This window comes from Thiothrix caldifontis (assembly GCF_900107695.1).
GTDB classification, from domain to species: Bacteria; Pseudomonadota; Gammaproteobacteria; order Thiotrichales; family Thiotrichaceae; genus Thiothrix; species Thiothrix caldifontis.
On record NZ_FNQP01000034.1, the window covers coordinates 14,051 to 33,142 of the forward strand.

Genomic DNA, 19,092 nt, shown 5'->3' on the forward strand with positions numbered 1-19,092 from the left:
TTCTGAAGACCGCCCTGATTTAAAAGGGATTAAGATGCTTTCATTTTATCTGCGGTTATTATTAACGTAATTATTTAAAACCTCATCTGATTCTAGAAGAGGGCGTATGCAATACGCCCTCTCCGGCAATTAAAAAATACAAGGAGTGTTAAGTGAAGCAGAAATTTGTGCTATCAAAATCGAATAAGATTTATTTTGGCATTGTTGCAACCCTGTATATTGCTTTTTTTCTTATATTCTCTGATAAAACACCGTATGCAACCGGCGGCCTTATCGGTTATTTGCTTGGATTGTCACTATTTCCATTAGCCATAGCCTTGATTGTTTGGCTGCTATCGGGGCGACAAGAAAAAAGTGTTAGCATTACGTTTAATATTGTTTTGTCATTAATCCTCTTATCTCAGCTTGCAGGGTTAGCTAATAAAGTACCGCAGTCGGAAGTAACAAAGAATCTTTTAGAACAGGAAAGCCGCTATAAACAAGACGTGTCGAATGCCGATACTCCCGCAGAAGTAGATGCCGCTTACAATAAATTTTCAGATGCGATGATAGACACGTTTAACACGCTCTCTGAAAAAAACACCGGATCAGAACAACAGTTTTACAAAATCATGGGGGAGTTTGCGGCTGAATCACAAGGGGTAGTTCAAACATGGAGCAAATCCTATGATGCGGTAGCAGCACCACGAATCCTTGATTTAGCCTTGTTGACGAGTGATGCAGAATTTGACTATCAAAAAAACGTACTGAAGACTTATGTTGAGCAATCTACGGTCTATAGTGATTTTTTTGCTAATATGGTGACTGGTTTAAAACAGCGTTTGAGTGTGTTAGGTGAAAACAGTGAGTATGTGCAAGGGGCGGTAAAAGGCGCAGAAACAAGGTACCTTGAGCAGTTACAAGAGACACTTAGCGATAATGAAGCAAGGGTTAATGCCTTAAGCCAACAGCTATTGGATAAGCTCTAATAGGCAAAGCAAAATTGCTCGCCTGATGCATCAATAACGTCAGTTGCTTATGGCACGCTTGCTTTCCAGGGTTTGCCATCAATCAACAGGTCACGGATGGCGGCATTGCCTGCCTTATCCACCGACACCACCAACTCGCCGCGTTTGTTGCGGACTTTGGTTTCCAGAGCCTGTGCATACGCTTCGGGAATGTAAAACCGCTCAATACCCGCGTTGAATGCAGCACTGCTGTCACAATAGCCCCGGATGAATAAGTCACAATCGGCAGGTAAGGCGTCAGCCAGGTATAGCTGACGTGTGGGGCGCAAACAGATCGCGGCTTCTACCCCGTGTGCGGTGCAGCCTGTACTCACCCCATAATCCACTTGGTACATCAGGTAATGCCCGGAAAGCAAATCACGCGGGTCAAAACCGATGATGGGCAATACCACCGCTTCACCGCTGGCACGTTGCACACTGTTCAGGTAAGCATTCAACGCCAACGCCAGAATAGGAACCAACAGCGCTATCATCAGCCCACTGCGCTTATGCATGTTGCCCCCTTGTTACCCACTGCCGTAAGCGGTCTCGCCCTTTGTACCACGCCCAAGTCATGCCAATAATCAGGCTACCGGAGAGGATCAAGCCCACACCCGTCGCGGCTAACCCGCCCATGGCCTGAAAATATACAATCACAAAGCGCAGCCCGATCAAAAAGGTCACGGCGTTAAAGGTATGTTGATGCCCAAGATTGCCTGCATGAATGGCATACAAAAACAAGATCAGCAGGGTCAGTAACGGCGCACGGATGTCGTCTGCTTGCCAAAAACTCACACCACTGCTGTCATGCGTGCCAAGCAAGGTATAGCGTTGTGCGCCGGTAAATAGCAAATCGGGGTGGAAGGCCAGCAACAACAGGGCGAGGCTTGCCAACAATAAGACTTTATTCAACCGTTGGTAATCGCGTTGCAGAATAATGCTCAGTGCCAACAATGCCGCAGCCCAATAAGCGGGGTAATACCCTGCGACGGGATAATCCCTCAGTTCTCCCCCCGAACGCGCAATATCAGCGAATGCCAGCGCGAGCATGGCACTGAACTGAAACCAGAAAAACAGGCTGCCACTAAACCCGCGCAGTGGTTTGAGGTGCTGACTGAGGTAATACAGCAAGGCGCTCAGCAGGGGGGCAAACAGCAATACGGCGGGAAATGCCTGCAAATGAGAGGGCGTATGCCCGCCCATGGCAGCCACAATGCTCCAGGACAAGCCCAGCAAGAACAGCGTTACCCAGAAAAAGCGCGAAAATAAATGACGTGCAAACAAGCTGAGTAAAAACGTGATGGCAGCCCAAAACAGCAGGGCGTGATACCACTTGCCACTGATATGGTAAATCTGCGCAATCAGGCCGATGCTGGCCAGGCACAACACCATGAAACTCACCAGTAACACCTCAAACCACACACCGTGTTGGCGGTTGGGGTATTGCCAGACAATCCCCGCTGCCAAGCCGCCCAATAGCGTAAAGTCTGCACCCAGCTTTAGTGCATCGGGAAGCGTTGCCCAATTCGCGGCGATCAGGGAAATAATGCCCAGCCCAATAATGACCGCACCCAGAATCATGAAGCTGTACAGCCAGCCGTTTGAATGCTGGCGGTGCTCGGCTTCAAAGCTGAGGATATTGGCGTGTTGTGCGGGGGTGATAAGTCCCGCTTGTAGCCATTGGTTGAGTTTATGTAGGGTGCTCATGCTTTGCAGTGGTGAATCAATCATGAATGCATGGTTGCAGGTTTGAGGCACGACTACAAGCGGTAGCTATCCATAGTGAGAAGCAGGCACAATAAGGTCATGATCGAACTACGGCAACTTTCACAAAATGGCGAGCTTCACCTTTATTTGCAGGGTGAATGGGTGTTTGCGCAAATCGCAGCGATTAAAGCGGCCTTGCAACAGGTTCAGCCTGTGGTAGGTACGCCGTTGGTGGTGGATGCACAAGCAGTGGCACGGTTGGATGTGACAGCAGCATGGGTTGTGTATCAGCAGGCGCAATCTTGGATACGGCAGGGCTACGAAGTCCACTTTGACCATTTCCCCGCCGAATATCTGAGGTATTTCGCCGCCACAGAAGCCTCCGACTCTTCTCCCTCCCCTGACAAGGGGAGGCTAGGAGGGGTTTCTTTGTCCAACCTTTGGCAGGTATTGCGTTCTTTCATCACTTTCTTCGGTCACAGCATAGCCGCGTTATTCACCAGCCTGTTTTCCCCACACCTGTTCCGCTTTCGTGCTGTATTTCACCACGTATTCACCACGGGCATTAGTGCTGTGCCGATTGTGGCGTTGATTGCTTGCCTGATCAGCATTGTGATTACCTACCAAGGTGGCGGGCAATTGCGTGATTTGGGGGCGGAAATCTACACGGTGGATATGGTGACGATTTCGGTCTTGCGCGAACTTGGTGTGTTGCTGACCGCGATCATGGTGGCAGGGCGTTCGGGCAGTGCGTTTGCGGCGGAAATTGGCTTGATGAAAACCAATCAGGAAGTGGATGCCTTGCTGGTAATGGGTAAAGACCCGTTTCTGATTTTGGTGGTGCCGCGTTTGGTGGCGTTGGTGATTGCTTTGCCGTTACTTACGGTATTAGCTGACATCGTGGCGTTGATGGCGGCTGCGCTGATTGCATCCACCATTCTGGATATTTCGTTTGTGCAATTCTTTACGCATGTCCAAACCAATATTGAGTTCCGCACGTTTGCGGCGGGTTTGATCAAAGCACCGTTTTTTGCGGTGGTGATTGCCTTGATTGGTTGTTGGCAGGGAATGCGCGTTTCCGGCTCTTCTGCCAGTTTGGGGGAACACACCACTAAAGCGGTGGTGGATTCGATTTTTCTGGTACTGTTGCTGGATGCGTTGTTTTCCATCCTGTTCTACCGGCTGGGGTTTTAGTGATGGAAACGCTGATTTCGATTCGTCAACTCGTTAACCAGTTCGGCACACAACGGGTGCATGATGGTTTGAATCTTGAGATTTACCGTGGCGAGGTGTTGGGGATTGTGGGTGGGTCGGGTTCTGGCAAATCGGTGCTGTTGCGTACTGTGTTGGGTTTGCAGCCAGCGTTCAGCGGTGAGATTTATTTCGGTAGTACCGAATTAACGCAATTGCCCCCTGAGGATTTTACGCGCCTGAAGCAACATTGGGGAGTGATGTTCCAACGCGGTGCGCTGTTTTCATCATTATCGGTGGCGGATAATATCGAGTTTCCATTGCGCGAGTTTTCCAATCTGAGCGCTCAGGAATGCCGTGAGTTGATGTATGTACGCTTGGAAATGGTGGGGTTGGAACGGGCGGTGGCGGATAAGTTTCCCGCACAACTGTCCGGTGGTATGGTCAAACGGGTTGCTTTGGCACGAGCCTTGGTGCTTGACCCGATCGTATTGTTTCTGGATGAGCCAACATCCGGGCTTGACCCGGTATCTGCTGAGGAATTCGATCAGCTTATTGGCACTTTGCACCGCAATCTTAAGCTGACGGTTGTCATGGTGACGCATGACCTTGATAGTTTATTCTCAACCTGCGACCGCATTGCAATGCTGGTTGATAAACAGGTGGTGGTGGGGACGCTGCGTGAATTGCTGGCAAACCCTCACCCGGAGATACAACATTATTTCAGTGGCGGGCGGGCGCGTGCGCTGCTCAGGGGGAATTGATTGGAACGGGATGCCCACTATTTTTTGGTTGGCTTGTTCGTCATCGTGATGGCGGTAGCGGGATTTTTCTTTGCCGGGTTGTTTTACGACAAACCATCGACGGCAACAGCGGTGTATGACATCCACTTCGATACACCCGTTGAAGGGCTGGAAAAAGGCAGTGAAGTGCGTTACATGGGCATTAAGATGGGCGAGGTGTCTGAGGTGTTTTTATTGCCAGATAACCCAGTGCGCGTCGGGGTGAGAATTAAGCTGGAAGTCCGTACTCCGGTGAATGCTGCGACGGTGGCGACCTTGCGCCAACAGGGCTTGACGGGCGTGCCGTTTGTGAGTCTGGCTCAAGATTCTTCTCTCGAATCAGAGCCGCTGAGCGTTAGCGCAGGCAATGCATTTCCGGTGATTCGCACTAAGCTGACGGATATGGATGCGGTGATACAACAATTGCCAAATCTGGAGCAAAACTTGAGCAAATTGGTGGCAGCAGCCAATGAGGTGTTCAATACGGAGAACCGTGAGCACTTGGCAGGTTTGCTGAAAAATCTGCACGAAGCCTCTGCCGGATTGCCGCAATTAATCGCCAACCTCAACCAGACTAGCCGTGAACTCAAGGTATTGGTGGAGCATCTGGATGGAGCGGTTCAGCGTTCCGAACAGGGGTTGGCAGGTAATATGAAAGCCTTGCAATCCACCTTAGCCTCTATCAAACAGACGTCGCAGCGGGTGGATAAGTTAGTGCAAGACATCGACCGCGTGGTGGTGAACAATGAAGGACGGGTCAATGAATTGCTGGGGGAAGGGGGTGAAAACCTTAAGGCTGTGTTGGATGAATCACGCAAAGCCGCCGTGTCGGTGCGCCAGTTGAGTGAGCGTTTGGAGCAAAATCCTTCACAGATTATTTACCAGCCTGTGCCGCAGGGGACGGAGTTGCCGCGATGATGCAGAAAATAGGGAAGAAGAGGGCGTATTGCATACGCCCTCTTCTATTATTTGGGTTGTTTTCGTTACTCACCGCGTGTTCTGTGCCGTTGAAAAGTGATTTGCCGGTCGAGCAGACTTACCGTTTAGCACCGTCGGTTGCTACGGCATCACAACGACTGAACGCGAATGTGTATGTGCCGAAAGTGACCGTCAGCCCTGCGTTGGATAGTGACCGGATTGTGTTGATCAAACCGCTTTTGCAGCAGGATTTTATTGCGCATAGCCGCTGGCCTGATGATTTATCGAACTATTTGCACGCGGTGGTGCTGGATGCGTTAGCGCGGAGCGGCAGTTTTCAGTCGGTTTCTGCGCAGATGCTGGGTAAGGATGATAATTACAAATTGCTGTTGCGGGTTGCCAGCTTTCAGGCGGAATACCCACCCGCTGGCAAAGGCAGTGCAGCCGTGGAAATCGTGATGGATGCTTCCCTCGTGCGGGTAGGGGATCAGCATTTGCTAAGGCAGCACCGTTATGCCGTGCGTAAGGAGCAGATTCCCGTCAGCACCAGCAAGATTGTGGCAGCCTTGAATCAGGCGTTGAGTGAAGTCATTGGCGCATTATTGACGGATTTACAGCGGGATTTGTAAGGCTTGCTGCATCGCTTGCGGGCTGATGGGGTATTTCAGTACCGCGTGAATGGGGAATAATGCCAGCAACTTATCGACGTATTGCGCTTCATTGGGTGGCACGAAAACGATCACTTTGGTCTGCGGTGAAAAACGCTGCAATGCCCGCAAGGTCACATCCAGATTGCACACATTCGCTCCGGCGTAATTGTTGCCAAAGCCGTAGATGAATTCGCCGACCAGAAAATCCGGTGCTTGTTGCTGCAAGGCTTTGTGTAACTTGCGAGCGGCGGTGAAGCGTTGCTCCGCAATACCAAGCTGCTGATACAATGCACTGAAGTTGGGGTGGATGGGTGATTCGATCAAAGAAAAAAGTGTTTGCATAGTTCCGCCATAATAACCCTGTCACTGCCAATTATCGCACGATAGGGCATAATGCCCCAATCCAAGACAACCGGAAATAACATAAAGATGAAAATCGAATTTGACCCAATGGCGGACGCGATGTACATCCAACTTGCTGAAGGTGACGTGGCAAAAACCGAAGAAGTTAAACCCGGCATGATGTTTGATTACGATGCGGCGGGTAATGTGCTGGGTATCGAAGTCCTTTATGTCAGCAAGCGTGCTGAACTCCCTCTGAAACAGGCAGCATAACAACATGGCAAACAATCACCTTATTCCACGCCACCGCACCGTTCCTGTGAAGGTTGGCAATGTCACTGTCGGCGGCGATTACCCGGTTGTGGTGCAATCCATGACCAACACCGATACAGCGGATGCCGTGCGTACTGCGGCACAATGTGCGGAACTGTTTCGCGCTGGCTCGGAGCTGGTGCGGATTACCGTTAATTCTTTGGAAGCCGCGCAAGCTGTCCCTGAGGTGCGCGAACGCCTCGATAAAATGGGCTGTAATGTGCCGCTGATTGGCGATTTTCATTTCAACGGACACAAGCTACTGACCGCTGTGCCCGAATGTGCGCAAGCCCTCGCCAAATACCGCATTAACCCCGGCAATGTAGGGCGTGGCAAAAAGCGCGATGAGCAATTCGCGCAAATGATCGAATTCGCCTGCCGCTACGACAAGCCGGTGCGCATTGGCGTGAATTGGGGATCGCTCGATCAGGAATTGCTGGCACGCAATCTGGATGACAACTCCAAACTGGCGCAACCACTGGAGTTGTACGATGTGATGCACGCCGCGCTGATCGAATCTGCGCTCACCAGTGCCGCCAAAGCCGAAGAATACGGTTTGCCGCACGATCACATTATTTTGTCGTGCAAACTCAGCGAAGTGCAGGGTTTGGTGCGGGCTTACCGTGATTTGGCGAGCCGTTGCGATTACCCGCTGCACCTCGGTTTGACCGAAGCGGGCATGGGCAGCAAGGGAATTGTGTATTCCACAGCGGCACTCGCGGTGTTATTGCAAGAAGGCATTGGCGACACCATTCGCATTTCCCTCACCCCCGAACCGCACGCCAAACGTGAAAAAGAAGTAATCGTCGGGCAAGAAATCTTGCAAGCACTCGGTTTGCGTTCGTTCACGCCACAAGTGGTGGCTTGCCCCGGTTGTGGGCGTACCTCCAGTGACTATTTCCAACACCTCGCCGAAGACATTCAAAACTGGCTGCGCGAACAAATGCCGGTGTGGAAAGACAAATACGCAGGCGTGGAAAGCATGTCGGTCGCGGTCATGGGCTGTGTGGTTAATGGGCCGGGCGAAAGCAAACACGCTAACATTGGTATCAGTTTGCCGGGAAGCGGCGAAGTGCCGGTTGCGCCGGTTTACGAAGACGGGCAAAAAACCGTTACGCTCAAAGGCGATAATATTGCACAAGAGTTTCAGGCGTTGGTCGAGGCTTACGTGCAACGAACGTTTAAATAAGCCCTCACCCCAACCCCTCTCCCAAAGGTAGAGGGGCTAAGAAATACAACGTCTTACCCCCCCTCTACCTCTGGGAGAGGGGGGTGGGGGGGTGAGGGTTCTTCAACCCAAAGGAGTGTTACATGAAAAAACTATCCCTGCTGGCAATCGCTGGCTTATCCCTATTGGCAAGCAACGTCATGGCAGCCGTCAAAAGCGGAGCCGTTGAATACGAACTCGATGGCACAAAATTCGTCGGTCAGATGTATTACGACGATGCCGTCACCGAAAAACGCCCCGGCGTATTAGTCGTCCACGAATGGTGGGGCTTAAATGATCACGCCAAAACGCAGGCACAAAAACTGGCGGAACTGGGTTACGTCGCGTTTGCGGCGGATATGTACGGCGAAGGCAAATCCACCGATAAACCAGAGCAAGCCAAGGAATGGATGACGGAAATCACCTCCGACGTTGAGGCATGGCGTGCCACCGCGAATGCAGGTTTGGAACAGCTCAAGAAAAGCGATAAAGTAGACGCGGAAAAACTCGCGGCGATTGGTTACTGCTTCGGCGGCGGCACGATGATGCAAATGGCTTACGGCGGCACGGATATTGATGGCGTGGTGAGCTTCCACGGTTCCTTGCCATCAGCACCGGATGGCACCGAAATCAAAACCAAAATCCTCGCGTTCCACGGCAATGCTGACGGCATGGTTCCACCAGCCACGGTGAATAAGTTTACCGAGCAGATGGAAAAAACCGGCGCGGATTGGCAGTTTGTCGCCTATGGCGGCGATGTACGTCACGGTTTCACCAACCCGAATGCGGGCAAATACGGCATTGAAAACCTGAAGTACGATGAAAAAGCCGATCAGCGTTCTTGGGCGGGCATGAAAGCGTTTTTCGACGAAATCTTCAAATAAGCCTCAAAGCGAACGTGCCACGCGGAAGCCACGGAAAATCTGGTGACCGCTGGCATAATCCTTAACCCGATAGGCGGCGCGTAAATAGCGTGGTCTGTCGTTCCACGAACCACCACGTAGCACCCGCTCGTGGTGGTCGCCGCTGTCTTCCCACGCTTGCCCATTCGCGGGCGCACCGTGATAGGAATCGTGCCAACAGTCTTGCACCCATTCCCAGACATTCCCACACAAATCGTGTAAACCGAAGGCATTGGGTGGATAACTACCTACCGGCGTGGTCATGCCGTGCTGCATGTGGTGATTGGCGTGGGCGCTGGTGATTTGCATCCCCCATGGGTAGGCGGTGTGGCTGCCGCTGCGGGTGGCGTATTCCCATTCGGCTTCGGATGGTAGGCGATACGTCACACCATTCATGCTGCTGAGCCAGTGACAATAGGCTTGTGCGTCGTCCCAACTCACGTTAATTACCGGACGTTTGCCGCGTCCCCAGCCTTTGTCGTCAGGTAGCGGAAAACCGCTGGCTTCGCAAAAGGCATCGTATTCGTCGAAAGTCACGGGGTATTTACCGAGTGCAAACGCGGCAATGTAAACCTGGCGGGCGGGGCGTTCGTTGGCAGTGCAGCCGCCTTCCACGTCGTCGCGCCCCTCTATCCCGCCCATCAGGAAGCGCCCCGGTGGAAGGTGAACCATGCGGGGTAAGGGTAGGGTGGTGCTGTAGTTAGGTAGTGTTGCGTACATGTGCTTATCGTAAAGCAACCGCGTCGTGCTTTCCTGTTTGGCTGACAAGCTGTCTGTGGTAACTTGGCGGCTTTTATTGCTCAGGAATTACGGTTATGCGCTGTCGGGTAAAAGTGTGCGGAATCACCTCAGTCATGGATGCGGCAATGGTCAGCGCGGCGGGGGCGGATGCGATTGGGTTGGTGTTTTACCCCAAGAGCAAGCGCAATCTGAGCATTACGCAAGCGGCGGCTATTTGCGCGGCGATGCCGCCGTTTGTCACCACCGTGGGCTTGTTTTTGGATGCAAAGGCGGATGTTGTGCGCGACGTATTGGCAGCCGTGCCGCTGGATATTTTGCAATTTCACGGTTCGGAAACGCCGGAGTATTGCCGCCAATTTTCACGCCCGTATTTGAAAGCGGTGGGGATGAAGGGCTTGGCTGAATCGGGTGGCTTTGTGGCGTATGCGGCGCGTTTCCCCGATGCGCAAGGCTTTTTGGTGGATAGCCACGCACCGGGCGCGGCGGGTGGCACGGGTGAAACCTTTGATTGGACGCAAGTGCCGCAGGATTACCCCAAGCCGATTATTTTGGCAGGCGGGTTGACGGCGGAAAATGTGGCGGAAGCGATTCGTGTTAGTCGTGTGTATGCGGTGGATGTGAGCAGCGGGGTGGAATCCGCGCCCGGTGTGAAGGATGTGGTGAAGGTGCGGGCGTTTATGGCGGGCGTGGCGCGGCAGCAGGCAACGGATAGCATTCTGGTAATGGCGGAACGTTCTACAGCGGATAGTGAAGGTCGTCGTTGGACGCGGGATGAGTTGTATGAGCGGTAAGTAATCTAATGCTGAATATCCATACACATTTTAAGGCAGCGGATAGGGTAAAAACGTTATGTCATCAATGATTAGCGGGGAACTGATCGAAAAAATCATTTGGTTCGGTTTTTGTTCGCTTGCTATAGTTAAACGGTAAATTTGCATTGGCACGACAATCAAGGTGACAAGGCATCAACACGGTGAAGGTATAAAATAATGAGTACGCAAAGCAAAATTGAGTGGACTGAACAAACTTGGAATCCTGCCACTGGCTGCACCAAAATTTCACCCGGATGTAAGCACTGCTACGCGGAAACGATGGCAAATCGCCTGCAAGCGATGAGTACACCGGGCTATGACAATGGCTTCAAGCTATCACTGATGCCCAGTCGCTTGTCACAACCCTTGAACCGTAAAAAACCAACTATGTATTTCGTGAACTCCATGTCCGACTTGTTCCACGAAGATATTCCTGATGATTACCTTGACCAAATTTTTAAGGTGATTCGTCAAACCCCACGGCATACCTATCAGATTTTAACGAAACGAGCGGTCAGGATGCGTGAATATTTTATTGACCGCAAAGTGCCTGATAATGTTTGGTTAGGGGTCACAGTTGAAGACCGTGAATACGGTATCCCACGTATTGATGAGTTACGGCATATTCCAGCTAAAATACGTTTTCTGTCGGTAGAACCCTTGCTGGAACATCTTGGGTCATTTGACCTGTCCAATATTCATTGGGTAATTGTCGGCGGAGAAAGCGGTGCTAAGGCAAGACCGATGAAACCGGAGTGGGTTTCCAGCATTCGTAGGCAATGTGAAGAAGCAGGTTCAACCTTCTTTTTCAAACAATGGGGAACATGGGGAGCAGATGGCATCAAACGCAATAAGCACCTAAATGGGAGAGTGCTTGATGGTACAGTTTGGGATAATTATCCGACTACCCAGTTATCTTTTTGAAAATATGGCTATAAACCTTATTGCCTAACTCTAATGCTCTTTTGTTGGGGTTTGACATGCAGAAAAACAATGAGAACAATTGCGCCCCGTTGCCTCGTGGTGGCAATGCAATGGGTGCAGACACATAAGGAAAAAGTTTTGAAAGCCTTTGCCGTAGATAGCTTTCAATTTCAACAGGTGTTTCTTGCCGATCGCAACGGGTTTCAGGCGTGGAAAACATATCCATTTGCCCTTGCTTATGGGTATCTGGTGTCCGATAAAATTCTGTTTGCCACTCTGTTGTACCCAGCGTTCTGTTGAGGCTGTTGATCTTGTCAGTATCGAGGTTGGCGAATTTAATGGTCATATTCCTGTAAATGCCGGATAGGGAAAATAGGTAAAATATATCTATCTTTTCAGTGGCTTGGATGAATTCCAGCATTTCCCAACTAACATCCAGCCCATAAGGATCAAGAAACAGGACGGCACGGTTATTTGTTTCGATAACATGTTGGGTAATGATCGTTTTCAGGTGCTCTTCGGCAGTACCCGGATAACACCGAGCATCCAGTCCATGAGAAACCGCATAATCAGTCACTTCTTGTTTTAGTTGCCTGTAGAAAGAAGGCTTTTTTTCGATGAAATGATAGCTGTGAAAAGGAGGTCTGGTTTTCAAAGCAATCATAGCTGATCCGGCAAAACGCTCTTTGGTTTCTCCTTCACCGAATATAGGGGCATCCTTATTGGTTTGCACCCGTTCACCGCTACCTGCAAAGGCATCAATATAAACCGTTTTAAATGTTTGATTTTTAAGTGCTGTGGTGAAAAAAACCAGATATGCTTTGACTACAGCCAGCTTTAGCTCTGTCCAATCACCGCCAAACTCATGATCTGCCATGCATTTTCCTCTAGTTTACTGCATCAATATTTTGATAAAACAGCGTATTTTACCACCGATTTTGTCACGGGTTGCTTTGATTGATACAGGATGATAAGTATCCGCTTGTCCACCCACGGTGCGCTGAAACACTTGTGCCTGTTGCTGTATGGATGTAACGGTTTTGTCTGTCACTGATAATGGCTGGAATCATGCGAGGCTTTCTAACGTCTCCAGTTCATCGGCGAGATCGTAATCCAATACTGGGATGTTGAGCAGTGTCAGTAAATTGGCGATGTCGGTATGGGATTTTCCCAGTGCGCGAGCCAGTTGCCCCAAGGATAAACAGCCATCAGTATAAGCACGAACCAGCAAGCACGTTTTCAAGCCGATGGTCTGCATGGGGGAATCCTCAAGTGCTACGTTGAAGTAGGACTCTAGCAGGTTAACTGGGTATGTGTAAAATGGATGTACCGATGGTATTAGTATGCCGAGTGACTTAGTTCAAAATCCACGTCTTCGTAAACGGCTTGCATCGGGCAGTGAAAGTTGATGCTGGCAAATTCGACTTCAGCATCAGCCCCTTCAAAATTGAACAATTCCCAGCGGTTTTGTGTGGTGCGGCGGAATACGTCGACGCGGTAGGTGCGTGGGTCAATCAGCACGTATTCTTGCAAGCTGGTCAATCGGCGGTAAAAGGCAAACTTTCCGCCTCGGTCGTAGGCTTCGGTGCTGGATGACAGAATCTCGATGATTAACAGTGGGGACTGTTTGATGTAGTTGCGCTTGTGGTCGGCGGGGTCGCAGGACACCAGCAGGTCGGGGTAGTAGTAGGCATCATCCGTGCCGATGCGTACTTTCATGTCGTTGATGTAGGGTTTGCAGCCAGAGCCGCGTAGGTGGGGTTTGATCAGGGTGATCAAGTTTGCGTTTACGGTTACATGCCCGTCGCTTGCGCCTGCCATTGCGTAGATTTCGCCTTGGACGTATTCGCTGCGGGTGGGCGCGTCGATTTCTGCGGCAAGGTATTGTTCTGGGGTAATTTTCATTTTGCGGCGAGTGCTGGCATGTTAATTAATGCTCCGTCGTGTGTCTTTGGGGATAGTAGACCGTTTCAGGGGGCTTGGCAAAATCGGCATTGTTGCCTTTCTACCTGTCACCTATACTTGCTGAAAAATTGGAGGGTTTGTGTTGGAAAATCCATTCACTGTGCGTGGCACAATTCAGAATCCCAGTGACTTTATCGGGCGCAAAGCGGAATTGCTGCACATTGTGACCCGCCTTAAGACCATGCAAAGCTGTTCGGTGGTGGGTGAACGGCGTATTGGCAAGTCATCCCTGCTGTACCATTTGTTCCAGACTGGCAATGAACGCCTGAATGACAGCCGTTTCCGCTTTGTGTATATCGAACTGACCGATGCCAGTGCGCAAACGGTGGTCGATTTTCTGCAAACTGTATTGCAAGCCTTGAATCTTCCGAGTGACAGCATCAAGGATGACAACAAACCCAACCGCAATTTGGTCGCTTTCGATAGTGCCATCAAAACGATGGTGGCGAGTGGCACGAAAGTTGTTTTATGTCTGGACGAATTTGAAGGCTTGTTTGCCAATAAACAGGAATTCAACGACGGTTTCTTTAACCACCTGCGTTCCATGATCAACCAGCGTCGGTTGGCATTGGTAACAGCCTCATGGAAATCGCTGGAAGTTTATGCCATCGAAGAAAAACTCACCTCACCGTTTTTCAACTTGTTGAGCATCACAGAGTTGGGTGACTTCACCCCGGAAGATGTCGAAAGCTTCATTGACTACTACCAGCCAGCGGTTCAGTTCACTGCAAAAGAACTGGAGTTCATCAACTGGTATTCCGAACCGCATCCCGCCAAACTGCAAATCTTCTGTGACATGATACTGCAATGGCGCGAGCAGGATTGGGATAATGATACAGCAAAAGAAAGAATTGCCAAAGCCTATGAAATACTTGGTGGTAAGCACGATTGGCGAAAATGGAAGCGCAATGTCGCAGGTATTTTGTCCTGTGGAAGCATCAAAACATGGTTGGAAAATATCAAAATCGCCCGTGATTTAGGTACAGGGATATAACCATGCTGAACTTTTTCCGTGAAGGGCTACATTACATTCACTTCGCATTCTTCAAAACCCTGACGTTAAAAGCAGAGACAGAGAGACTTCCCAAAACGGAAGTGATCATCATTTTCTTAAAGACCTATGCAGTGGTTTGTATTCTTGCCATGTTACTGCTGGCAATTAGTGCAGGCGCCAGTGATGTTACTGGATACGTTGCTGGATACACATTTGATTGGTATTCGGCTTACAAACTTTTATTTTTGTATCAGGCTTTCGGGTTGATCTTTGGGCTGATTTTCGGGCTAGTCGGTGGGCTGATTTTCGGGTTAGTCGGTGGGTTGATCTTTGGACTAGTCGGTGGGTTGATTTTCGGGCTAGTCGGTGGGCTGCTTGGATGGCCGATTTTGGTGGATGTTGACTACTTGACCAAGGCTTTGATAGGGGTGATATTTACCAGCTTGGCCTATGGATGGGGCTTTGGGCATGCCTTTGGATTGAACTATGGATTGACCCTAGGGTTGATCATTTTGCTGGCGTTAGTTCCTGACCGAGCTGAAGAATATATGGCTCTAGTGTTATTTCTAGGATTCGTCTCAGGAATAATCTCTGGGGTAGCTGAGGGCATGGTTGGGGGACTACTGTTAATGTTGTTTTTAGGGCTGCTTTTTGGATTAAATGAGGGAGTGATTGGTATTATTTATAATATTCAGGTATTAATTTTCACTTACTTTTTTTTTCATTTTCGTTCTTTTTATATATTGCCCCATGTTTTTCAATATTGGCGTAGTAGTCGTGTGCGTAATCCATTTTCCTATTTTCGTCATTCTCCTGTTTATTGGGATCAGATGATTCGTATGCCACTGCCATTTTTACAGGATTGGTTGTTGGATTTAGTTAGATGCGATCCTAAACAAGGATTAGATCAACTGTTTTTTGTTGTCAATGAACGCCCCTTTCAACGTAAAGCTGCTTTTAGAGCGCTGCTCATAATTATCGGTAAATACTTAGAAAACACCCAATCGGTTGCGGACTTGACACAAATAGCTAAAATGTTAGTTGATTTTCCAGCGGATGATAAGGCATTGCCAAGTAGTTTACAGGATGCCCGTAAATATATCAATGTGGTTTCGGCGCTTGCCGCAGATTATCAAATCCGCCAAACCCGCACAGGGCAATTAAAAGTATTGGCGGAATTGCACGATAGGTTAACCGACTTCCAAAAACTCATGAAATTGACAGTTGCACCCGTTGGTTCAACTTTTGAGCCATTGACGATCAAGTGGTTGCACATGGTTAGTAATGAGCAAGAAAAGCTGCGTCAACAATCAACTCATAATGAATTACCTAATCCCTATATCGCTGGCAATCCATTGGAAGTGCGTGACCAGCAATTGTTTGTTGGGCGCAGTGATATTCTGTTGGCGATCGAGCAATTCATTCTTAACACTGATCAACGCCCATCGTTACTGCTATACGGTCGTCGCCGTACAGGTAAATCCTCGACCTTGCTAAATTTGCCACGCAGCCGTTTCGAGCCTGTCTATATCGACTGTCAGGATGCGAAATGGCACGAAAGCGACCAAGCCTTTTGCTACAACCTCGCCCATGATCTTTTCAATGTGCTGTATCAAAGTGATTCAGTGCGCGGGCTTCGTCAACCGCAAATCGAACAGTTTGATAAAAACGCCTTCACCCAACTTGATCAGTTCCTAACGCAAGCACAGAAAATTGCTGAACAGCGCGACAAGCGCATCCTGCTGGCTTTCGACGAATACGAAGAACTGGAAAACTCCATCATCAACGGCGATATTTCCGAAAAGGTGCTGGGCAAGCTGCGTAACCTGATCCAGCACAGCAAATCCATCGTCGTACTGGTGTCTGGTAGCCACCGTTTTGAAGAGCTAACCCGTCTGAACTGGGCGAATTACCTGATCAATACCCGCACCCTCGAACTCAGCTATTTGGATGCCGAATCCGCCCGCGAACTCCTGACCAAACCCGTGCCAGAACTGCACTACGAAGCAGGCGTGGTAGATGAGATCATCCATATCACCCATTGCCAACCCTACCTGTTGCAAGCGGTAGCCTCCGAACTCGTCAACTACCTCAACAGCAAACAACAAACCACCGCCACCCCAGACGACCTCAACACCGCACTGGAAAAAACGCTAGTGTCAGCTTCCGCCTACTTCTCGGATACATGGCGCAAGGATAATTCCGAAGCAGAACAACAAGTGATGCGGGCATTAGCGACGGGCAAAACGGAATCAGTGTTGGCAGATGCTGCTTTCCAACCTGCTATCCAAAGCCTCATCCGCAAGGAAATTGTGGAGGGTACGGAGGGTAGTTACCGCTTGGCAGTGGAACTGTTCGCTCGTTGGATTGTGAGGAATCAGGTGTGAGCAAACAAAATTGCAGGCTTTAGGTTGCTATGCCAGAATCAAAGCACGCATTCACTGAAAGGGTCACACCATACACATGCAGTTAAACGAGCAATTCATCGTCGATGAGCGCGGCAGCAAGCAGGCTGTGGTTATCCCTTTCGCCAATTATCTGAAAATGCTGGAAATGCTCAGACGGCAAGATGAGCCACCCAATGCCAACAACCTGTTTTCGATCTGGCAAACTGATAAAGGCAGTGCGCAAGGGGTCAGAGCATGGCTGGAACGCCCCTCATTGCTTGCCTTTCTAGCCGCTTGCAAGCCGTCAGATATAGATTTTCCTGACATAGATAATTTGCCGCCGTTGGATGATGTAACCAATAATACGAACGAGTTTAAACGTGTGCCGGATTTGATCGTGGAAAACTGGCTATTGCCATAGATTGTAAAAATCCCCGTTTAAGACTAGAATCCTCACGAGATTTCTACAAATCTGTAGAGGATAAAACCATGACAGCGACTGCCACCACCCAAATTTCAGCCTACATTTCCGAAGAGACTAAAGGGCAAATTGAGTCCTACGTCAAACGCCGAGGTGTGACCAAAGCGTTCATGATTGAGAGCGCCCTGCAACATTTTTTGCAAGCCCTGCGTGAAATACCGGAGGATGTGATCATTCCCGCTCGCCTCATTATCACCGAAACGAGTATGTTACAACTGGCGGATCGGCTGGAATCTGCTGAAGAGCCAACCCCAGCGTTGCGGGCGTTGATGGCGGGGGGGGGAGATGCCAGATGCCTTGGTCGTGCAAGTTAGGCGGCTGGAAAGTCACGATGACCGTTCCCACTTTTGCAGCGGCGACATTGAATTGGATCGTTTTTTCCAGCGTTTCGCAGGGCAAAATCAGTTCCGGCATTACGTCGGCTCCAGCTACATTGCCGAGTGTGCCGCGCAAATCGCAGGGTTTACCACCGTCAGTAGCGGGGAAATCACTGCCGAACAACTGGCGAATGTCGTGCGCAAACGTCTTCCCGATTACCCCCTGCCTATTTTACGGATTGCCCGTCTCGCGGTTGATCAGCGTTTTCAGCACCAAGGCATCGGCAAACTGTTATTGAAAGCCATGCTAGAACTCGCTTTGCAATTGCGCGATCAAGTGGGATGCGTGGGTGTGGTGGTGGATGCTAAACCCACAGCCGTTGCTTTCTATACCAAGCTGGGGTTTGAGCCATTAGTCTGTGTTGGCGGCGAATTGGGTAGCAGACCTGAGCCATTGCCGATGTTCCTGCCGATTCAAGTGATTGCGCAAGCGATTGTGCGTTGATTAAATAAAACAAGTCGCTTATTTGCGTAATGCCTGCAAAACCTTCAGGTGTTGGCGGGCTTCTTTGGCGGCTTTGGAATCTGCTAACGGTGCGAGAATGCTGTGCCATGCTTTCAAATCCACGTCAGTAGTTTCAATCGCTTGGTTTTTCCATTCCTGCCTGATGTATGCCAGACTTTGGTTCGCCTGTTGTAATGCGGTTTCGACATGCTTGCCCTTGGGGTAACGCTTTAGGTATTCGCCTTCCATCATCAGGCTGCGCCCTGACAGGCAACTGATGAAACCTTCACATTCACCGCCTCAATCGTTTGGGTCGTTACGGTGCTGACTTGGAAATTGCTTTGCAATTCGTGGATGACATTCAAAATATCCGTGTAAGCCTGCTTTTGTTTGCGGCGTAAAACATTGCTGATCTCGTTCAATACTTGCGGGCGTTGAACCCGAAAGAGCGGCATCAGTTGGGGCGCATTATACGCCACGTGCTTCTCGGTAGTGTTTAATTTCTTCTGGGGGCATGGGGGTTCCTTTTTGATATTTACGCTGCGTTAAGTGATTCATTGTTGGTTTTCATATCGAGACCGCGCTCTATATAGAATGAATAACCGTATTCTCCTTCTGCTAGGGCTATGTGTTTTGAGCCTTATACGCATCAACTTTAAGCCCTCCATTCCCTAACTTGCTGTAATCTCATCCAATTATTAGGTTTTTTCCTCCGTTTGTTTTGTCGGCAAGCGGTTGAAGAAGCGAAGAGTTTTGCCAGTTGCTTGAGGCATTTTATCAAGCTGCGTCGCTCAGCGATGCAGGCGGCAAGATGGGAAGCCTGTTCCTGAATGGCTTGAACACCTTTGGTGAGGCTGCGCTGGGGTATTTCCCACAATCCGGTGAGCATGATCCAGTGTTGGATGAGGATAATCAGTAATTTGACGTAGATTTCACACAAAATTCGCCATACGTTGGCACTTCTGGAAA

25 protein-coding genes are annotated in these 19,092 nt (G+C 49.8%); 16 read left to right on the top strand and 9 right to left on the bottom strand.

Annotated elements, in window-relative coordinates; genetic code table 11:
• The first annotated feature begins 152 nt into the window (after window positions 1-152).
• Window positions 153-968, top strand: a complete 816-nt coding sequence (locus tag BLV87_RS17310) for a hypothetical protein (RefSeq protein ID WP_093070717.1) — start codon at window positions 153-155, stop codon at window positions 966-968.
• 47 nt (window positions 969-1,015) lie between these two features.
• Here the strand turns inward: BLV87_RS17310 and BLV87_RS17315 are convergent, their stop codons facing one another.
• Window positions 1,016-1,501, bottom strand: coding sequence for a GDYXXLXY domain-containing protein (locus tag BLV87_RS17315; protein WP_093070719.1), 486 nt, complete (start codon window positions 1,499-1,501; stop codon window positions 1,016-1,018).
• Window positions 1,494-2,717, bottom strand: coding sequence for a DUF2157 domain-containing protein (locus BLV87_RS17320; protein ID WP_245707067.1), 1,224 nt, complete (start codon window positions 2,715-2,717; stop codon window positions 1,494-1,496). The genes BLV87_RS17315 and BLV87_RS17320 overlap by 8 nt, the downstream gene beginning before the upstream one ends.
• Window positions 2,718-2,792: 75 nt before the next feature.
• Between BLV87_RS17320 and BLV87_RS17325 the strand changes: the two genes are divergently transcribed.
• From BLV87_RS17325 to BLV87_RS17340, 4 genes are read left to right on the top strand one after another with little or no spacing between them, the layout of a single operon-like run.
• A complete protein-coding gene (locus BLV87_RS17325; protein WP_093070720.1) occupies window positions 2,793-3,887 on the top strand; it encodes an MlaE family ABC transporter permease in 1,095 nt (364 codons plus the stop codon).
• Between the two features lie 2 nt (window positions 3,888-3,889).
• Entirely contained in the window at window positions 3,890-4,648 is a 759-nt protein-coding gene (locus tag BLV87_RS17330) for an ABC transporter ATP-binding protein (protein ID WP_093070722.1), read from the top strand.
• Window positions 4,649-5,584, top strand: a complete 936-nt coding sequence (locus tag BLV87_RS17335; RefSeq protein WP_093070724.1) for an MlaD family protein — start codon at window positions 4,649-4,651, stop codon at window positions 5,582-5,584.
• On the top strand, window positions 5,581-6,213 hold the full coding sequence (locus BLV87_RS17340) for an ABC-type transport auxiliary lipoprotein family protein (RefSeq protein ID WP_093070725.1): 633 nt from the start codon (window positions 5,581-5,583) through the stop codon (window positions 6,211-6,213). Before BLV87_RS17335 ends, BLV87_RS17340 begins: the two co-directional genes overlap by 4 nt.
• On the opposite strand, the gene BLV87_RS17345 is transcribed toward BLV87_RS17340, so the two are convergent.
• Window positions 6,196-6,576, bottom strand: coding sequence for a hypothetical protein (locus BLV87_RS17345; RefSeq protein WP_093070727.1), 381 nt, complete (start codon window positions 6,574-6,576; stop codon window positions 6,196-6,198). The two genes, BLV87_RS17340 and BLV87_RS17345, sit on opposite strands and share 18 nt — an antisense overlap.
• Before the next feature lie 87 nt (window positions 6,577-6,663).
• On the opposite strand from BLV87_RS17345, the gene BLV87_RS17350 reads away from it, so the two are divergent.
• The 3 genes from BLV87_RS17350 to BLV87_RS17360 all read left to right on the top strand — a co-directional run bounded on the left by BLV87_RS17350 (window position 6,664) and on the right by BLV87_RS17360 (window position 8,979).
• Window positions 6,664-6,849 (top strand): DUF2283 domain-containing protein, encoded by a 186-nt coding sequence (locus tag BLV87_RS17350; protein WP_093070728.1) that lies wholly within the window; start codon window positions 6,664-6,666, stop codon window positions 6,847-6,849.
• 4 nt (window positions 6,850-6,853) lie between these two features.
• Window positions 6,854-8,077, top strand: a complete 1,224-nt coding sequence (gene ispG / locus BLV87_RS17355) for a flavodoxin-dependent (E)-4-hydroxy-3-methylbut-2-enyl-diphosphate synthase (protein WP_093070730.1) — start codon at window positions 6,854-6,856, stop codon at window positions 8,075-8,077.
• 122 nt (window positions 8,078-8,199) lie between these two features.
• A complete protein-coding gene (locus BLV87_RS17360) occupies window positions 8,200-8,979 on the top strand; it encodes a dienelactone hydrolase family protein (protein WP_093070732.1) in 780 nt (259 codons plus the stop codon).
• 3 nt (window positions 8,980-8,982) lie between these two features.
• Here the strand turns inward: BLV87_RS17360 and BLV87_RS17365 are convergent, their stop codons facing one another.
• Window positions 8,983-9,717 carry a formylglycine-generating enzyme family protein gene (locus BLV87_RS17365; protein WP_093070733.1) on the bottom strand — a complete coding sequence of 245 codons (735 nt, stop codon included), beginning with the start codon at window positions 9,715-9,717 and terminating at the stop codon, window positions 8,983-8,985.
• Window positions 9,718-9,812: 95 nt separating this feature from the next.
• Between BLV87_RS17365 and BLV87_RS17370 the strand changes: the two genes are divergently transcribed.
• Both BLV87_RS17370 and BLV87_RS17375 read left to right on the top strand, forming a co-directional pair.
• The gene (locus BLV87_RS17370; RefSeq protein WP_093070735.1) at window positions 9,813-10,529 is read left to right on the top strand and encodes a phosphoribosylanthranilate isomerase; all 717 of its coding nucleotides are present in this window, start codon (window positions 9,813-9,815) and stop codon (window positions 10,527-10,529) included.
• 198 nt (window positions 10,530-10,727) lie between these two features.
• Window positions 10,728-11,474 carry a DUF5131 family protein gene (locus BLV87_RS17375; RefSeq protein ID WP_093070737.1) on the top strand — a complete coding sequence of 249 codons (747 nt, stop codon included), beginning with the start codon at window positions 10,728-10,730 and terminating at the stop codon, window positions 11,472-11,474.
• Here BLV87_RS17375 and tcmP read toward each other — a convergent pair.
• From tcmP to BLV87_RS17390, 3 genes are all read right to left on the bottom strand, one after another.
• Window positions 11,455-12,351: a three-Cys-motif partner protein TcmP gene (tcmP, locus tag BLV87_RS17380; protein ID WP_093070738.1), complete on the bottom strand. Its 897-nt coding sequence runs from the start codon at window positions 12,349-12,351 to the stop codon at window positions 11,455-11,457. The two genes, BLV87_RS17375 and tcmP, sit on opposite strands and share 20 nt — an antisense overlap.
• A gap of 189 nt (window positions 12,352-12,540) precedes the next feature.
• Complete coding sequence (locus BLV87_RS17385; protein WP_093070740.1) at window positions 12,541-12,732, bottom strand: UPF0175 family protein; 192 nt, start codon at window positions 12,730-12,732, stop codon at window positions 12,541-12,543.
• A gap of 80 nt (window positions 12,733-12,812) precedes the next feature.
• A complete protein-coding gene (locus tag BLV87_RS17390; protein WP_093070741.1) occupies window positions 12,813-13,379 on the bottom strand; it encodes a Uma2 family endonuclease in 567 nt (188 codons plus the stop codon).
• 142 nt (window positions 13,380-13,521) lie between these two features.
• On the opposite strand from BLV87_RS17390, the gene BLV87_RS17395 reads away from it, so the two are divergent.
• From BLV87_RS17395 to BLV87_RS17415, 5 genes are all read left to right on the top strand, one after another.
• Window positions 13,522-14,433, top strand: a complete 912-nt coding sequence (locus BLV87_RS17395; RefSeq protein WP_139282223.1) for an AAA family ATPase — start codon at window positions 13,522-13,524, stop codon at window positions 14,431-14,433.
• Window positions 14,434-15,467: 1,034 nt separating this feature from the next.
• Window positions 15,468-16,820, top strand: coding sequence for an AAA family ATPase (locus tag BLV87_RS19150; protein ID WP_139282224.1), 1,353 nt, complete (start codon window positions 15,468-15,470; stop codon window positions 16,818-16,820).
• 76 nt (window positions 16,821-16,896) lie between these two features.
• The gene (locus tag BLV87_RS17405) at window positions 16,897-17,241 is read left to right on the top strand and encodes a hypothetical protein (RefSeq protein WP_093070746.1); all 345 of its coding nucleotides are present in this window, start codon (window positions 16,897-16,899) and stop codon (window positions 17,239-17,241) included.
• Window positions 17,242-17,309: 68 nt separating this feature from the next.
• Window positions 17,310-17,615 (top strand): hypothetical protein, encoded by a 306-nt coding sequence (locus BLV87_RS17410; RefSeq protein WP_093070748.1) that lies wholly within the window; start codon window positions 17,310-17,312, stop codon window positions 17,613-17,615.
• Window positions 17,587-18,123: a GNAT family N-acetyltransferase gene (locus BLV87_RS17415; protein ID WP_217630027.1), complete on the top strand. Its 537-nt coding sequence runs from the start codon at window positions 17,587-17,589 to the stop codon at window positions 18,121-18,123. The genes BLV87_RS17410 and BLV87_RS17415 overlap by 29 nt, the downstream gene beginning before the upstream one ends.
• 18 nt (window positions 18,124-18,141) lie before the next feature.
• Here BLV87_RS17415 and BLV87_RS17420 read toward each other — a convergent pair whose 3' ends face one another.
• Both BLV87_RS17420 and BLV87_RS17425 read right to left on the bottom strand, forming a co-directional pair.
• Window positions 18,142-18,375: a hypothetical protein gene (locus BLV87_RS17420; RefSeq protein ID WP_093070749.1), complete on the bottom strand. Its 234-nt coding sequence runs from the start codon at window positions 18,373-18,375 to the stop codon at window positions 18,142-18,144.
• Complete coding sequence (locus BLV87_RS17425) at window positions 18,375-18,602, bottom strand: PIN domain-containing protein (RefSeq protein WP_139282225.1); 228 nt, start codon at window positions 18,600-18,602, stop codon at window positions 18,375-18,377. The genes BLV87_RS17420 and BLV87_RS17425 overlap by 1 nt, the downstream gene beginning before the upstream one ends.
• Before the next feature lie 281 nt (window positions 18,603-18,883).
• Between BLV87_RS17425 and BLV87_RS19550 the strand changes: the two genes are divergently transcribed.
• Complete coding sequence (locus BLV87_RS19550) at window positions 18,884-19,042, top strand: hypothetical protein (protein WP_175517813.1); 159 nt, start codon at window positions 18,884-18,886, stop codon at window positions 19,040-19,042.
• Window positions 19,043-19,092: the final 50 nt, after the last annotated feature.

Coding starts and splice junctions, on each gene's coding strand:
- tcmP (WP_093070738.1), bottom strand. CDS start 12,351: ATGGCAGATCATGAGTTTGGCGGTGATTGGACAGAGCTAAAGCTGGCT.
- ispG (WP_093070730.1), top strand. CDS start 6,854: ATGGCAAACAATCACCTTATTCCACGCCACCGCACCGTTCCTGTGAAG.
- BLV87_RS17420 (WP_093070749.1), bottom strand. CDS start 18,375: ATGATGGAAGGCGAATACCTAAAGCGTTACCCCAAGGGCAAGCATGTC.
- BLV87_RS17315 (WP_093070719.1), bottom strand. CDS start 1,501: ATGCATAAGCGCAGTGGGCTGATGATAGCGCTGTTGGTTCCTATTCTG.
- BLV87_RS17365 (WP_093070733.1), bottom strand. CDS start 9,717: ATGTACGCAACACTACCTAACTACAGCACCACCCTACCCTTACCCCGC.
- BLV87_RS17345 (WP_093070727.1), bottom strand. CDS start 6,576: ATGCAAACACTTTTTTCTTTGATCGAATCACCCATCCACCCCAACTTC.
- BLV87_RS17350 (WP_093070728.1), top strand. CDS start 6,664: ATGAAAATCGAATTTGACCCAATGGCGGACGCGATGTACATCCAACTT.
- BLV87_RS17370 (WP_093070735.1), top strand. CDS start 9,813: ATGCGCTGTCGGGTAAAAGTGTGCGGAATCACCTCAGTCATGGATGCG.
- BLV87_RS17410 (WP_093070748.1), top strand. CDS start 17,310: ATGACAGCGACTGCCACCACCCAAATTTCAGCCTACATTTCCGAAGAG.
- BLV87_RS17320 (WP_245707067.1), bottom strand. CDS start 2,717: ATGATTGATTCACCACTGCAAAGCATGAGCACCCTACATAAACTCAAC.
- BLV87_RS17330 (WP_093070722.1), top strand. CDS start 3,890: ATGGAAACGCTGATTTCGATTCGTCAACTCGTTAACCAGTTCGGCACA.
- BLV87_RS17340 (WP_093070725.1), top strand. CDS start 5,581: ATGATGCAGAAAATAGGGAAGAAGAGGGCGTATTGCATACGCCCTCTT.
- BLV87_RS17385 (WP_093070740.1), bottom strand. CDS start 12,732: ATGCAGACCATCGGCTTGAAAACGTGCTTGCTGGTTCGTGCTTATACT.
- BLV87_RS17375 (WP_093070737.1), top strand. CDS start 10,728: ATGAGTACGCAAAGCAAAATTGAGTGGACTGAACAAACTTGGAATCCT.
- BLV87_RS19150 (WP_139282224.1), top strand. CDS start 15,468: ATGTTAGTTGATTTTCCAGCGGATGATAAGGCATTGCCAAGTAGTTTA.
- BLV87_RS17415 (WP_217630027.1), top strand. CDS start 17,587: ATGCCAGATGCCTTGGTCGTGCAAGTTAGGCGGCTGGAAAGTCACGAT.
- BLV87_RS17360 (WP_093070732.1), top strand. CDS start 8,200: ATGAAAAAACTATCCCTGCTGGCAATCGCTGGCTTATCCCTATTGGCA.
- BLV87_RS17405 (WP_093070746.1), top strand. CDS start 16,897: ATGCAGTTAAACGAGCAATTCATCGTCGATGAGCGCGGCAGCAAGCAG.
- BLV87_RS17325 (WP_093070720.1), top strand. CDS start 2,793: ATGATCGAACTACGGCAACTTTCACAAAATGGCGAGCTTCACCTTTAT.
- BLV87_RS17390 (WP_093070741.1), bottom strand. CDS start 13,379: ATGAAAATTACCCCAGAACAATACCTTGCCGCAGAAATCGACGCGCCC.